Source organism: Gordonia sp. NPDC003425, from assembly GCF_053588635.1.
This window is the reverse complement of record NZ_JBSFQI010000023.1, coordinates 1-13724: the sequence shown is the minus strand read 5'-3', so window position 1 is coordinate 13724 and position 13724 is coordinate 1. Positions and strand designations below refer to the sequence as shown.

Below are 13724 nucleotides of genomic sequence, written 5' to 3'. Positions count from 1 at the left end.
ATTGGCTGTCATGTTCTCCGCGGGAGTGCCGGGGATGTTCCGGCATGTCAACCGGCCGATATCGGCTCTGGGCGCACTGCTTGCCTCCGTCGCGCTGGTGGCGTTGGTGGTGCTGCCCGGACTGTTCGCGTCCGGGCAGGCGCGCGCCGAGGCCCCGACCATGCTGCGCGAGCAGGTCACCGACCCGGCCGGCGTGCTCAGCAGCACGCAACGCAACAAGGTCCAGGGCGCCGTCGACGGTCTTTACAGCGCGCACGGCGTGCAGCTGTGGGTGGTGTACGTGAAGACGTTCAACGGGCTCGGTAGCCAGAGCTGGGCCGAGCAGACCATCAAGCTCAGCGATCTCGGTGAGCACGATGTACTGCTCGCCGTGGCCACCGACGACCGTGGCTATCGCCTCGACGCACCCCGCTCCGCCGACGGTCTGGACGCGTCGACCGTCGACTCGATCGCCCGCAACGACGTGGTGCCCGCGCTCAAGCGCTCCGACTGGTCGGGGGCGGCGATCGCCGCGGCCAACGGCATCGACGCGGCACTCACCCCGTCGCACACCGGGCTCATCACGGCCGGGGTGGTCGGCGGGATCGTGGTGATCGGCGGCAGCGGGGCGTACCTCTACACGCGTCGGCGCAGGCGCAACCGGGTGGAATCCGAACTCGAGGCGGTCCGCGAGCAGGAACTGACCGCCGACCAGCTCCTCGCCCAGCCGCTCGAGGTACTCGACCCCTGGTCGCGCGAGGTGCTCACCGACACCGACAACGCGATCCGCACCAGCGAGGAGGAGTTGCGGCTGGCCGTCGACGAGTTCGGGGCGGCGCAGACGGCCCCGTTCACCGCTGCTCTCGACGACGCCAAACGCGGTCTGGCCTCGTCGTTCGCGCTGCGGCAACGCCTCGATGACGACGTGCCGGAGACCGCCGACGAGCAACGGTCGATGCTGGTGCAGATCATCACCACCTGCACCGATGTGGACGCCGCGCTCGACGAGCAGGTGAGCGCGTTCGACGAGATGCGCAATCTGCTCATCAATGCCGACGACAGGTTCGGCCAGATCACCCAGCAGTTGGTGGCGCTGCGGGCCCGGCTGGCCGAGTCGGCGGGCAAGCTCACCGAGCTGACCGGGAAGCACGGCGCGGCGACGGTGGCCTCGATCGCGCACAACGTCGAGTTGGCCGAGCAGGAGGTCGGTTTTGCCGAGCGCAGCGCCGACCAGGGACGGGCCGCGATTGCGCAACCGGTGGGTAAACAGGGTGCGGCGGTCGCCGCGATCCGGTCGGCCGAGGGTGCGATCGCGCAGGCCGGCAAGCTGCTCGAGGCGATCGACAACGCCGACGAGAACATCAGCGCCGCGCACTCGCGGATGCCTGCGCTGATCGCGGAGGTCGAGGGCGAGTTGTCGGAGGCGGCGACGCTGTCCACCGACGGCGGACCGGCGCTGGCCACCGCGGTGAGCGCGGCGACGGCGGCGCTGGCCGCGGCCAAGACCGGTTTCGCCGACGATCCGCTCGGGGTGTTCACCGCCCTCGTCGACGCCGACGCCGACCTCGATGCCGCGCTGGCCGGTGCCCGCGACGCGTCGGCCGAACGGGCGCGGCGCACCGAGATGGTGACCGCCGCGTTGGCCGCCGCGCAGGCGAAGGTATCGGCGGCGTCGGATTTCATCGCCACCCGCCGCGGCGCGATCCAGTCGGTGGCCCGCACCAGGCTGGCCGAGGCCCAGCGGCTGCTGGATGCGGCCAACGCCGCTGCGGGCACCGACCCGGGGTCGGCGACCGACTCCGCGCGACGCGCCGGTGCGCTGGCCGATCAGGCGCTGATGGCGGCACAGGGCGACGTGGTGAGCTGGCAGCAGACGCAGCAACCGCGCTCCGGTGGTGGGTCGTCGGCGGGTGGCGCGGTGCTCACCGGCATCCTGGTGGACAGCTTTCTGCGCGGCGCGATGCGCGGTGGCGGATACCGCGGCGGGGGTGGCTACGGGGGCGGTTTCGGCGGGGGTGGCTACACCAGCGGAGGGCGCAGCCCCGGGTCGTTCGGCGGGTCGTCGAGTTCGGGGCGGATCGGGACCGGCGGGCGGTTCTGAGTTCGCCGGCCGGCGATTACCGGGCGGCGTTCTTGACGAACTCGTCCGGGGCGCCGGCGGGCGGTCGAGTGCCCGCGAAGAATCCGCCCCGCACGTGGCGGCGCGTGGTGTGGTCGTCGGTGGCCCGGGCCGCCGAATGCCAGAGGTAGGCGTCGTGCAGCAGAATGTCGCCACGTTCGAGGTACACCCCGATCTCACCGGGCACCTTCTCGAAGCCCAGCGGCATCGGGAACGGCGGTGGCTGGTCGGTCCAGCCGCCGGCCGGGCGGGCCGTGTCGGGGACGGGCACGTTGTTGGCATTGCGGTAGGGCGCCGGGGTGGCCCACCGGTGACTGCCCGGCACCACGCGGAGGAACCCGTTGGCCGGTGACGTGGCATCGAGGTGGATGGTGAACGCCGCCGACGGCCAGATGTCCATGCTGGGACTGGCCTGCCAGTCCGAATGCCAGCCGATCCGCGAATAGCCCGATTCGTGGCCGGGTCGCGCATCCTGGTAGACCACGCCGAACCCGTCGCTCTCCCGCAGCCAGGCGGTGTCACCGATCACGGCGCGCACAGCGGCGAGGAGCCGTTCGTCGGCGAGCGTCGCCCGCACCGTCGCCGACAACTCGTTGACGAATTCGACGTAGTTCGCGAAGGTGTCGGCCTTGGCGGCGTCGTCGAGAAACACCGTCGAGCCGTGGCGAGCGGGCAGCTCACCGGCGATCACCCGGCGCTGTGCGTCGACGCATTCCCGTTCGATGGCGGCGATGGTGCGGTCGGTGAGCAGGCCGCGCAGGGTGGCGAAGCCGTGGCGGCGGTAGAACTCGGCCAGTGCCCCGGTGTCGGCGGGGCCGAAGATCCCGGGTTCGGGGGGCCAGTCGGTCATACGCCCCGAGCGTAGTGCCCGGTGGCGGTGTCCGCGCGAATCACTGTCGGCGGCCGAGGGCCAGATAGGCGATCGGTCCGATGAAGTTCACGAAACTTGCTGCCACCCAAGCCTTCTTGGGGCCGCGGACCTGGCCGGCGGGGCGTCGCTTGAGATCCCGTAGCGCCAGGGCCTGCAGACCGAACTGCAGCACCGCACCGAAGATGATGACCGCCCGCGACCGTGCGGGCAGTTGCGAGAAGCGCTTCTTGTCGTGGGTCACGGGCACGAGCCTACTGAACGGTGCGGTGGCTCGAACTCGAGCTCGGTGAGGCTCGGACTTTTATTTCGTATCTCTAAGTATTAGACTTACGAACTGTGTCTGATGACAGTGCCGAGATCGCCCGCCGGTTACGCCCCGCGTTGACCCGGCTCTATCTCGCGCTGCGTCGGCACACACCGATCCCGGAATACAGCGCCGCGCAGGCCTCCGGACTGGCCGTGCTGCTCGACCACGGACCCATGCGAATGGGCGAGTTCGCCGAGCGCGAATCCATTCGTATGCCGACGGCCACCGCGCTCGTCGACGGTCTCCGCAAGAACGGACTCGTCGAAAGGCGCCCCGATCCCGACGACCGCCGAGCCGTGATCGTCGAGCTGACCGATCACGGGCGCGCAGTACTCACCCGGGTGCGCAACGAACGCGACGACGTGCTCGCCGCGGCCATCGCGCAACTCACCGACGCCGACCGGGACCGCCTCGCCGACGCCGCGCCCGCACTCCGGGCGCTTCACCAGCTCCTCGAAGGGGAGCCGACGGCGGCCCGTCAACGCTGACACAGCAACTCCCACACCACCACACGAGTTGGACCACAGAGGAAACACATGACCACAACCCAGGACACCGTCGCGGAACACACCGCCCCGGCACACACCGAAGACCACTCGCTGATGGACGCGTTCCGCGGCCAGCCGCGCACCGTCTGGGTGACCGCGTTCGCCGCCGTCATCGCCTTCATGGGCATCGGCCTCGTGGACCCCATCCTCAACAGCATCGCCGAGGCCCTCAACGCGCCGCCGGAAAAACTCACCCTGCTCTTCGGCGTCTACGTCGGCGTGCAGTGTGTGGCCATGCTGATCACCGGGTGGTCGGCCTACCGGTACGGCCCCAAACGCACCTTGACCGTCGGCCTGAGCCTGATCGTGGTGGCCGCCGGTGTGTCCACCCTGGCGTCCTACATCGACCAGCTCATCGCGTTGCGCGTGCTGTGGGGACTGGGCAACGCCCTGTTCATCGCGACCGCGCTGGCGTTCATCGTGAGCGCCGCCAAGGGCAGCCAGCACGGCGCCATCATGCTGTACGAGGCCGCGCTCGGTGTGGGTCTGGCCGTGGGCCCGCTACTCGGTGCGGTACTCGGTGAGTGGACCTGGCGGGCACCCTTCGGCGGCACCGCGCTGCTCATGCTGATCGGCGCCATCCTGTGTGCGGCGATGCTGCCGTCCGACGGCCCGCGCACTGACCGTCAGCCCGTCCGCATCGTCGACCCGCTCAAGGCGCTGCGCAACCGCACCCTGCTCATCACGTCGATCGGGTCGGCGTTCTACACCGGCGCCCTGTTCACGGTGATCGCCTGGGCACCGATCGCGATGGGTCTGCGTCCCATCTACGCCGGCATGGTGTTCTTCGGGTGGGGTCTGCTGACCGCGCTCGCCGGCGTGTTCCTGGCCCCCCGGCTGGCCCGGTGGATCGGTCAGCGCGGCGGTGTGATGGTGGCCATCGGTACCTACGCCGTGGTGATGGCGCTGGCCGGAGTGGGCACCGCGGAACACCAGGTGTGGCTGATCGGGCTGGCCGTGATCCTGTCGGGCATCCCGTCCGGTGTGCTCAACACGCTGTTCACCGGTGTCGCGATGTCGGCGGGCAACGCAGCCACGCCGCGGTCGGTCTCCAGCGCCGGCTACAGCTTCCTGCGCTGGGCGGGAGCCGCGGTGGCCGCGGTGCTGGTGGCCCACCTGGCCGAGTGGTTCTCGTCGCACGCCGCACCCTGGTGGTTCGCCGCCGGGTACTGCGTGATCGCGGTGATCGCGGTGTCGTTCGTGCAGACCACCGCCTCGGAGTCGCATGAGGTCGACGAGGATGCCGCCCTGATCGGCGCCGAAGAGTACTGAGCACCAGCGGCTCAGTCCAACCAGTCCAGCACCGACGCCGCTGTCCAGCTCTGCTGCATGCTGCCCAGCGCCTCCCCGGTGAAGGGTTCGTAGTATTCGGCGAACGCACCGTCGGTGGCCTGCCGCAGGCCCTCCTCGCGCAGCCGCGCCGACCGTTCCGGCCAGCCGCGCCGGGAGAACGCCCAGCTGAACAGCCAGGTCATCACCGGCCACACCGGACCACGCCAGTACTCGCGCGGTTTGAAGTCCATCGAGATCGGCGACGTCGACGGCGGTACCGCGTACCGCAGGTCGGGGTGCCCGCAGAACCGCGGCCCGTCGAACAGGCGCAGCAGCGCGCGTTCCCGCTCGCGGGAGAGCCCGCCGCACAGTAGCGGAGCGAACACCGCGATGGTCTCGGTGTTGACCCACTGTTTGGCGCGCAGGTCGTAGTCGCGGGCGGCGCCATTGCGTTCGTTGGCTGCGGCCACCACCCCGTTGCGGAACCGGTCGGCCCAGGCCCGCAGATCCCGCACGTCCGAGCGGGGCTTGGAATAGTCCTCGCCGATGGTGGCCAGCACGTCGCAGGCCAGCGCGAAGATGGCGCTGACGAAGACATCCTCCACCTCGAAGCTCATCACCTTGGGCAGGATGTCGTCGTCGTAGTTGGCGCGTTTCATCTCCTCGACCAGCCAGATGTAGCGGTCGTATTCGAGGTCGGTGGGGCGCATCGAGTTGTCGGAGACGTGGAGGAGGTCGGCGCGGGTGTAGGGCGGCAGGTCGTCGCCGGGCACCACCCGCGAGTACGGGCCGTCCCACCGGGGCGAGTTGTCCATCCCCGATTCCCAGCCGTGATAGATCGTGATGCGGCCGCGGCCGTTGGGGTCACGGGCATGCGCCAACCAGCGATGCCACCGCATCAGTGAACTCCACCGCCGGTCGATGAACTCGTTGGCCACCGCGCGGGTGGAGCGGCCGTGGCGGCGTGAATGGTCCAGAATGCGTTGCACCGCAATGGCATGCACCGGCGGCTGGGTGATGCCGGAGGTGTCCGGATAGTCCGGCGCACAGTCGGCGAGGCGCGCGCATTCCCAGCGTCGCGGCCCGGGAAAGTATCCGTCGCGGCCGTTGGCGAACACGATGTGCGGGATCATCCCGTTGCTCCACTGGGCGGAGAGCAAGGTGTCCATCTCGATCACCGCGCGTTCGACCGACAGCGGCGCCAGGCCCACCGTCACGAACGCCGCATCCCAGCTCCACATGTGCGGGTACAGGCGGGGTGCGGCGCTGGTCATCGTGCCGAGATCGTTGCCGCGCAGCAGGTACGCGGCACGCGCCGACAACTGCGTTGGGGTGAATCCGAAGCGGGCCACCCGTCGATTCTGCACCGCGGCGCACGATGCCGCCGCGCGAGAATGCGGCGGCGGACTACCGTGGCGATCGTGCCCATCGCCTTGATCACCGGAGCCAGCCGCGGCCTCGGCGCGCAGATCGCCCGACAGCTCGCCCGCACCCACGACCTCCTGCTGGGCGGACGCCCCTCACCCGAACTGGATGCGCTGGCCGCCGAACTCGACGGCGCGACGACGTTCGCCGTCGACCTCACCGACCACGACGAGGTCGAGGCGGCCACCGAGACGATCTCCGCGCTCGACGTGCTGGTGCACAGCGCGGGCATCGGATCGAGTCTGCTGCCCGTCGCCGACACCCCGGCCGACGAATGGCGGCGCGTTCTCGAGGTGAATCTGATCGCCGCAGCCGAACTCACCCGGCAGTTGCTCCCGGCGTTACGGGAGACCGGCGGGCACGTGGTCTTCATCAACTCCGGCGCCGGCATGCGGGCCAATCCGCGGTGGTCGGCGTATGCGGCCAGCAAGTTCGGGTTGCGTGCGCTGGCCGATTCACTGCGCGCCGAGGAACCCGGCCTGCGGGTGACGTCGGTGTTTCCCGGCCGCATCGACACCGACATGCAGCGCGAGTTGGTGGCCATCGAGGGCGGCGACTACGACCCGTCGGCGTTTCTGGCGCCGTCGACCGTGGCGGGCGCGGTGGTCAACGCGATCCACACGCCGGCCGACGCGCACCCGACGGAGATCGTGTTGCGCCCGACTGGTCGCGGCTAGAGCTGCTCGCGGTCAGAGCTGCTTGAGGTCAGAGCTGCTTGAGGTCAGAGCTGCTTGAGATCGGCCGGTTCCCACACCGCCCGCATCGAGGCCACCTTGCCGTCGGCGTCGAACACCATGATGTCGACCGGGGTGATCTCGAAGCGCATCCCCGCGGTACCGGTGACCAGGGTGAACTCGAAGACCGCGGTGTCGCCGGCGATCTTGACCCACTTCAGTGTCGCGGTGCGCTCGTCCATCCCGGTGATCACGCCGTAGAACTCGACGAGCTGCTCACGGGTGTCGCGGATCTCGGCGCCGATGGGGTCTTCCACGGTCGCCGACTCGGCGAACAGGTCGGCGAGTTCGTCGGCGGTGCCGCCGGTGAGCAGTTCGACGTAGCGGTGCACCACCGCGTCGATCCGCTGCGACATCTGCACCTGTTGGTCGTCGACGGTCATCGCGCATCTCCCCTGATCCGAAATTGGAACACGTTCTATTTCCGGTCACGGTATCAGCCGAGATGCTCGTAGATGGTCGCGTTGGCGATTCCGCCCGCCTCGCACAGCGGTGCGCCAGTTTTGCAGTGCTCGTGGCGCCCCTACGGCGTCCGCCTACTCCGGTCATCCGCGCGGTATACGACGGCGAGTGCCTGCTGCCCGATTTGATAGGTTCGCCGACAACAGACGCGCGTCCGACGGATCGGCGCGTGGTCGCTTCAGCGTTGCCGTCGGGGAGGGCGCAGATGAACGAGGGGCAGCCCGAGGACCCGTCGCACTGGTCGGCCGTGCCGCCGCCACCCGAATACAGCGGGCCGCCGGGATACGGGGCGCCACCGGGATACGGGGCGCCACCGGGATACGGGGCGCCACCGGGATACGGGGCGCCACCGGGTTACGGGGCGCCACCGGGTTACGGGGCGCCACCGGGTTACGGGGTGCCACCGGGATACGCCGAACCGCAGCCCCAGTGGGGATCCGGGGTCGGAGACCCGCCCGGCCAGGGCGGCGCCTGGTATCCGCCGCCACCCGCCCCCTACCCGGAGGGCAGGCAGTTTGCGCCCGAGTACCGGCCCGCCCCACCCGGGTACGGCGGCGGCGGCTGGCCCCCGCCCCAGATCTCCGCGCACCGTCCGGGCAGCATCCCACTGCGACCGCTCGGCGTCGGCGACATCGTGCAAGCGGTGTTCGCGGTGATCTTCCGCAATCCCCGAACCACCGTGGGCCTGAGTGCCGCGGTGTTCGCGGTGGTGGGCACGGTGACGGTGGTCCTGACCATCGGAGCGCAGCTTCTCTCCTCGACCGTCACGTTCACGCCGGCCCACTACGCCTCCGACTTCGGGGTCCGAACCTTCGCCGGTGCGTTGATCGCCGCCGCGCTGGCCGGGCCGATGGCCTACCTGGTGAATCAGGATGCGATCGGCGCGCGGCCGGGCATCACCGAATGCTGGCGGGCCATCCGTCCGGTGCTCCTCCGGCTGATCGGCACCTACCTCCTGCTGGCCGCCATCGAGATCCTGCTGTTCCTGCCCGGTCTCGCCCTTGCGGTGGCGACCTTCGCCACCATCGGATTCGAAACGGCCGCAATCCTTCCGCTGCTGATCGCGGTTCCAATCGTGATCATGGTGCCGCTGCTCTGGTTCTCGGTGCGCGCGGCCGCGGCATTGCCCAGCGTGGTCATCGAAGGCCTGGGCCCGCTCGACGCACTGCGCCGGTCGTACGCGCTCACCCGCGGATCGTTCTGGCGCTACCTGGCCGTCACGATGCTGATAGGAATCATCGTCAGCATCGTCACCCAGGTGATCGCGGGCGGATTCGGCCTTGTCGGGTCGGCGTTCAGTGGTGACCTCGCCCTCGTCGGCAGCGTGGTGTCCGTCGGCGGAACTGTGCTCGCGCTGGCGGTGGTACAACCGTTCTCCGCCACGTGCTCCGCGGTGATCCACCTCGACGCGCGAGTCCGCCAGGAAGGCTACGACCTGGTGTTGTTCGAGGCCGCGCAACGCCGGACCCCGTGGCAGAACTCGGGTCCGCAGCCACGATGATCCGGTCAGTCCTCGCCCTCGACCCGGACAACGACACCGCCCGCCGCTGGAGTCAGGACGAATTGTCGCGGGCCGAATACCAGCCACCCGACCAGCGATCGGGTGGGGTTCTCGACACCATCCGCGACTGGTTGTCCGACAGATTCGCCGACATCTTCGGTGTCGCCAAGCCGGTGCCGGTGATCATCGCCATCGTCGTCGGCGTTCTCGTGGTGCTTCTCGTCATCTACGCGCTGCGGTTCGTGCGTCGCGTCCCGACGCATGAACGGTCGGACCGCCGACGGGTGCTCGACGAGGCACCCCACTCGGCGAAGCAATTGCGCGCCCGCGCCGAAGAGTTGCTGGCCGCCGGCGACGCGGACGGCTGTGTGCGGGAGGCGATGCGGGCACTCACCCGCCGCGCCGCCGAGCGCGGCCTGCTCACCGACGCCCCGTCGCTCACCGCACACGAGGTGGCCGCGGAGTTGTCGCGGCACTTTCCCGATGATCGTTCCCGCCTCACCGAGGCGGGGAACCTGTTCGACGCCGTGCGCTACGGCGGCAGGCACGCCACCTCCGATCAGGCGAGGTCGCTGCTCGACCTGGAATCCGTTGTGGCCGAACGCTCACCGCACACCGGACCCATCGATCCGGCCGACGCCGGATTCGCGGTGCCGCGGTGAGCGCCCCGGTCGCACCACCGCCGAGCGCGCCGGGCGGCGCCCGGTGGGCGGCGCCACGGGTGGGTCCTCCATCTCGTCGGCGCTGGGTGCGGTGGGTGGTGGGCGTGCTCGCCGCGCTCGTCGTCGTGGCACTGCTGGGCATCCTGCTCGTGTTCGCCGCACCCACCGGTTCGCACCGACCGATGAACGCCGTCCCCTACGATCCGGCCAACGCCGGTCCGGCCGGCACCCGGGCATTGGCCCGGGTGATCGACCAGCACGGCGCGCAGGTGAACGTGGCGCGGGGTCTGGACGCGCTGCGGGAGCAACCGGAACCCACCGCCGACACCACCGTCGTCGTGACCAGACCCAACGACCTCTCCGACGACACCGCGCGCGACCTCCTCGACCGTGTCCGCGATGCGCACCGACTGGTGCTGATCAACCCCTCGGCATTCGTACTGGCGAGGTTGGACCTTCCGGTGACCGAGGCGCGCGGATCGACGGCGTCGTCGGCGAGGGCCGGCTGCCGTAGGGATGGCATCGCACCCACCGACGTCATCTCCAACGACGTGAACGGTTACGCCGCCCTCGACTCGGTCTCCACCAGTTGCTTTCTCACGACCGGCTACCCCGACGAGCCGCCCGGGGCGAACGTGGTGTTCAGCCCGCGCACCGCCGAACGCCCCGAGGTGGTGGTGATGACCGGCGCATCGGTGCTCAACCAGAATCTCGCACGCTACGACAATGCCGGGGTCGCGATCCGTGTGATCGCCGAAACCCCTGCGGTCCTCTGGTATCAACCCCAGATCCGCGATCAGGTGCCGGCGCGGAAGAAGCCCGGTCCGCCGTCGGACGTGCCCAACTGGATCGGTCCCCTGGTGCTGCTGTCCTTCTTCGCGTTGCTGGCCCTGATGTTCTGGCGCGGAAGGCGTTTCGGGCCGGTGGTGGGCGAACCGCTACCCGTGGTGGTCAAGGCGATCGAAACCACAGAATCCCGTGGCCGGATGTATCACCGGGCCGGTGCCGACGCGCGAGCGGCATCCATCCTGCGTATCCGCACCCTCAGCCGCCTCGCCCGCTACTTCGGCCTCCCCTACGATCCGGGGCGTGCGCTCGACGCCCTCGACGTCTCCGACGACGACACCGCGGGGCTTCCCGACGACGCCGATCCGGCACTGCGCGCGATCATCTCGGCGACCGCCGCCGCAGCGCATCGCGATCCTCGCGAGGTCCACGCACTGCTCGCCGGGCCGCTTCCGAGTGGCGACGCCGACCTCTTGGCCTTCTCCGACGAACTGTCCGCCCTCGACCAGAAAGTGCGTCGCACCCCATGACCACGCCGTTCCCGCCCCAGCCCGTTCCCCCGCAACCCGTTCCCCCGCAACCCTTTACCTCCCAGCCGCTGCCCGCGCAGGGATTCGGACCGCACACCCCGCCCGCACCACAGGGCGCTGCCGCGGTCGCCGCACCCGGGCGCGGCGCGCTCAACGCCGTGCGGGTGGAGGTGGCCAAAGCCGTGGTGGGCCAGGACGCGGCCGTGGCCGGAATCCTCATCGCACTACTGTGCCGCGGTCACATCCTGCTCGAAGGTGTCCCCGGCGTTGCCAAGACGCTGCTGGTCCGGGCCACCGCAAGCGCCCTGCACGTGGAGACCACGCGCGTGCAGTTCACCCCGGACCTGATGCCCGGTGACGTCACCGGGTCGCTGATCTTCGACAGCGCCACATCGGAATTCACGTTCCGCGAGGGCCCGGTGTTCACCAATCTGCTCCTCGCCGACGAGATCAACCGGACCCCGCCGAAGACGCAGGCGGCGCTCCTGGAGGCGATGGAGGAACGCCAGGTCACCGTGGACGGTCGGCCGCGGCCGTTGCCGGATCCGTTCCTGGTGGCCGCCACCCAGAACCCGGTGGAATACGAGGGCACCTATCCGCTGCCCGAGGCCCAGCTCGACCGCTTCCTGCTGAAGGTCACCCTGCCGATCCCGCCGCGCGACGACGAGATCACCGTATTGTCCAGGCACGCCGCTGGTTTCGACCCGCACGACCTGGCCGGGGCCGGGCTGCGGCCGGTGGCCTCGGCGGCCGACATCCGCGCGGGCGCCGGCCAGGTCCGGCAGGTGTCGGTGGCGCCGCAGGTCAGTGCCTACATCGTCGACATCGCGCGCGCCACCCGGGTCTCTCCGTCGTTGTCGCTCGGCGTCAGCCCACGCGGCGCCACCGCGCTGCTGTCCACCAGCCGGGCGTGGGCGTGGCTCAACGGCCGTGACTTCGTCACCCCCGACGATGTCAAAGCGCTCGCGCAATCCACTCTGGCGCATCGTCTCTCGCTGCGTCCCGAGGCAGAACTCGAGGGTGTGTCGGTGGCGGCGGTGCTCGACGCCGCGATCGGCTCCGTCCCGGTTCCCCGCTGATGGTGATCACCGGTCGCTTCTTCGCGCTCGTGGCGGCGGGCGCGGTGGTCACGGTGGCGTTCCCGCACTACTGGGTGGTGCTGCTCTGGGTGCTGGGCTGTGTGCTGCTGGCGGTGATCGACGTGGCCGCCGCAGGCCGGGTGCTGTCGCCGATACGTCTGAGCCGGGTGCCCACAGCACCTGTGCTGCTGGGTGATTCCACCACCTCGGCGCTGGTGATCACCAACATCTCACCGCGCCGGTACACCGCTACGGTGCGCGACGCGTGGCAGCCGTCGGCGGGCGCCGGGCGGGAGCTGCACCCGGTGAGCATCGAACCCGGCGAGCACAGCACCGTCGTCACCACCCTCACCCCGGTGCGGCGCGGCGACCGGCTGGCGGTGCGGGTCACCATCCGGCGCCTCGGACCGATGGGGCTGGCCGGTCGCCAGCGCAGCATGCCCGTCCCCGGTTTCGTGCGGGCACTGCCTCCTTTCAACTCACGTAGGCATCTGCCGTCGCGCCTGGCGCAGCTGCGTCAGCTCGACGGACGCTCGGCCGTGCGAATCCGGGGGCAGGGCACCGAATTCGACTCGCTGCGCGACTACGTGGAGGGTGACGACGTCCGCAGCATCGACTGGCGCGCCACCGCGCGCCGCCGGTCGGTGGTGGTGCGCACATGGCAGCCGGAGAAGGATCGCCATGTGGTGATCGTGCTGGACACCTCGCGCACCTCGGCGGGGCGCGTGGGCGACGCTCCCCGGCTCGACGCCGCGATGGACGCCGCGCTGCTGCTGGCATCCCTGGCAACGCATGCCGGCGACCGCGTCGATCTCGTCGCCGGCGACCGGCGGGTACACCGACGGGTGGTCGGCGCGCCGCGCACCACGCTGCTCAGTGACTTCGTGACGGCGATGGCGCCGCTCGAACCGGCTCTGCTGGAGGCGGATTGGTCGATGCTCAGCGCCGAGGTCAGCAAGATCTCCCGGCAGCGCGCGCTGGTGGTGTTGCTCACCCCGCTGGAACCGGCCGCCGTGGAGGAGTCGCTGTTGCCGCCGCTGGCGGTGCTCGCGGGACGGTATCGCGTGGTGGTCGGGTCGGTGGCCGACCCGGAGTTGACCGCCATGGCGCAGCGCGGTGGTGACGCCCGGCAGGTGTACGACGCGGCGGCCGCGGCCCGGACCCTCACGCTGCGGTCGCGCACCTCCACCGCGCTGGGCAGACTCGGCGTCGACGTCGTCGACGCCGACCCGGATCGCCTGCCCGCCGCCCTCGCCGACCACTATCTGCTGCTGAAATCGCGCGGGATGCTCTGAGCCGGACCGTTCGCGCGGCGTCGCCGCGCAGTGACGCTCAGGCGACCGGGATGGCGTATCCGGCTCTTCGAAGTTGAGCGGGCAATTCCGTTCAGCAGTGGAATTGCTGGATGCTGGCCCGCTGGGCGCGGGTGCAGTGGAATCGTATCCGGCG

General features: G+C 70.2%; 13 protein-coding genes. 9 read left to right on the top strand and 4 right to left on the bottom strand.

The window, feature by feature from the left end; translation table 11 throughout:
* The first annotated feature begins 10 nt into the window (after nt 1-10).
* Nucleotides 11-2080 carry a TPM domain-containing protein gene (locus tag ACWDTD_RS19515; RefSeq protein WP_449748796.1) on the top strand — a complete coding sequence of 690 codons (2070 nt, stop codon included), beginning with the start codon at nt 11-13 and terminating at the stop codon, nt 2078-2080.
* A 16-nt stretch (nt 2081-2096) separates the two neighbouring features.
* Here ACWDTD_RS19515 and ACWDTD_RS19510 read toward each other — a convergent pair whose 3' ends face one another.
* Both ACWDTD_RS19510 and ACWDTD_RS19505 read right to left on the bottom strand, forming a co-directional pair.
* Nucleotides 2097-2948 (bottom strand): phytanoyl-CoA dioxygenase family protein, encoded by an 852-nt coding sequence (locus tag ACWDTD_RS19510; RefSeq protein WP_449748795.1) that lies wholly within the window; start codon nt 2946-2948, stop codon nt 2097-2099.
* A gap of 40 nt (nt 2949-2988) precedes the next feature.
* Complete coding sequence (locus tag ACWDTD_RS19505) at nt 2989-3210, bottom strand: PLDc N-terminal domain-containing protein (protein WP_449748794.1); 222 nt, start codon at nt 3208-3210, stop codon at nt 2989-2991.
* A gap of 95 nt (nt 3211-3305) precedes the next feature.
* Between ACWDTD_RS19505 and ACWDTD_RS19500 the strand changes: the two genes are divergently transcribed.
* Nucleotides 3306-3764: a MarR family winged helix-turn-helix transcriptional regulator gene (locus tag ACWDTD_RS19500; protein ID WP_449748793.1), complete on the top strand. Its 459-nt coding sequence runs from the start codon at nt 3306-3308 to the stop codon at nt 3762-3764.
* A gap of 48 nt (nt 3765-3812) precedes the next feature.
* Entirely contained in the window at nt 3813-5096 is a 1284-nt protein-coding gene (locus tag ACWDTD_RS19495; RefSeq protein ID WP_449748792.1) for an MFS transporter, read from the top strand.
* Nucleotides 5097-5107: 11 nt separating this feature from the next.
* Here ACWDTD_RS19495 and ggh read toward each other — a convergent pair whose 3' ends face one another.
* The gene (gene ggh, locus ACWDTD_RS19490) at nt 5108-6448 is read right to left on the bottom strand and encodes a glucosylglycerate hydrolase (protein WP_449748791.1); all 1341 of its coding nucleotides are present in this window, start codon (nt 6446-6448) and stop codon (nt 5108-5110) included.
* Between the two features lie 69 nt (nt 6449-6517).
* Here ggh and ACWDTD_RS19485 point away from each other — a divergent pair, with 69 nt between their 5' ends.
* On the top strand, nt 6518-7198 hold the full coding sequence (locus ACWDTD_RS19485) for an SDR family oxidoreductase (protein WP_449748790.1): 681 nt from the start codon (nt 6518-6520) through the stop codon (nt 7196-7198).
* A gap of 44 nt (nt 7199-7242) precedes the next feature.
* On the opposite strand, the gene ACWDTD_RS19480 is transcribed toward ACWDTD_RS19485, so the two are convergent.
* Nucleotides 7243-7638, bottom strand: coding sequence for a nuclear transport factor 2 family protein (locus ACWDTD_RS19480; RefSeq protein WP_449748789.1), 396 nt, complete (start codon nt 7636-7638; stop codon nt 7243-7245).
* 284 nt (nt 7639-7922) lie between these two features.
* Here ACWDTD_RS19480 and ACWDTD_RS19475 point away from each other — a divergent pair, with 284 nt between their 5' ends.
* The 5 genes from ACWDTD_RS19475 to ACWDTD_RS19455 are packed head-to-tail and all read left to right on the top strand — an operon-like array spanning nt 7923 to nt 13570.
* On the top strand, nt 7923-9218 hold the full coding sequence (locus ACWDTD_RS19475; protein ID WP_449748788.1) for a glycerophosphoryl diester phosphodiesterase membrane domain-containing protein: 1296 nt from the start codon (nt 7923-7925) through the stop codon (nt 9216-9218).
* Nucleotides 9215-9880, top strand: coding sequence for a DUF4129 domain-containing protein (locus tag ACWDTD_RS19470; RefSeq protein WP_449748787.1), 666 nt, complete (start codon nt 9215-9217; stop codon nt 9878-9880). Before ACWDTD_RS19475 ends, ACWDTD_RS19470 begins: the two co-directional genes overlap by 4 nt.
* Complete coding sequence (locus ACWDTD_RS19465; RefSeq protein WP_449748786.1) at nt 9877-11196, top strand: DUF4350 domain-containing protein; 1320 nt, start codon at nt 9877-9879, stop codon at nt 11194-11196. Before ACWDTD_RS19470 ends, ACWDTD_RS19465 begins: the two co-directional genes overlap by 4 nt.
* Complete coding sequence (locus ACWDTD_RS19460) at nt 11193-12275, top strand: AAA family ATPase (protein WP_449748785.1); 1083 nt, start codon at nt 11193-11195, stop codon at nt 12273-12275. Before ACWDTD_RS19465 ends, ACWDTD_RS19460 begins: the two co-directional genes overlap by 4 nt.
* Complete coding sequence (locus tag ACWDTD_RS19455) at nt 12275-13570, top strand: DUF58 domain-containing protein (RefSeq protein WP_449748784.1); 1296 nt, start codon at nt 12275-12277, stop codon at nt 13568-13570. The genes ACWDTD_RS19460 and ACWDTD_RS19455 overlap by 1 nt, the downstream gene beginning before the upstream one ends.
* The last annotated feature ends 154 nt before the right edge of the window (nt 13571-13724 follow it).

Coding starts and splice junctions, on each gene's coding strand:
- ACWDTD_RS19515 (WP_449748796.1), top strand. CDS start 11: ATGTTCTCCGCGGGAGTGCCGGGGATGTTCCGGCATGTCAACCGGCCG.
- ACWDTD_RS19510 (WP_449748795.1), bottom strand. CDS start 2,948: ATGACCGACTGGCCCCCCGAACCCGGGATCTTCGGCCCCGCCGACACC.
- ACWDTD_RS19495 (WP_449748792.1), top strand. CDS start 3,813: ATGACCACAACCCAGGACACCGTCGCGGAACACACCGCCCCGGCACAC.
- ACWDTD_RS19480 (WP_449748789.1), bottom strand. CDS start 7,638: ATGACCGTCGACGACCAACAGGTGCAGATGTCGCAGCGGATCGACGCG.
- ACWDTD_RS19475 (WP_449748788.1), top strand. CDS start 7,923: ATGAACGAGGGGCAGCCCGAGGACCCGTCGCACTGGTCGGCCGTGCCG.
- ACWDTD_RS19470 (WP_449748787.1), top strand. CDS start 9,215: ATGATCCGGTCAGTCCTCGCCCTCGACCCGGACAACGACACCGCCCGC.
- ACWDTD_RS19460 (WP_449748785.1), top strand. CDS start 11,193: ATGACCACGCCGTTCCCGCCCCAGCCCGTTCCCCCGCAACCCGTTCCC.
- ACWDTD_RS19455 (WP_449748784.1), top strand. CDS start 12,275: ATGGTGATCACCGGTCGCTTCTTCGCGCTCGTGGCGGCGGGCGCGGTG.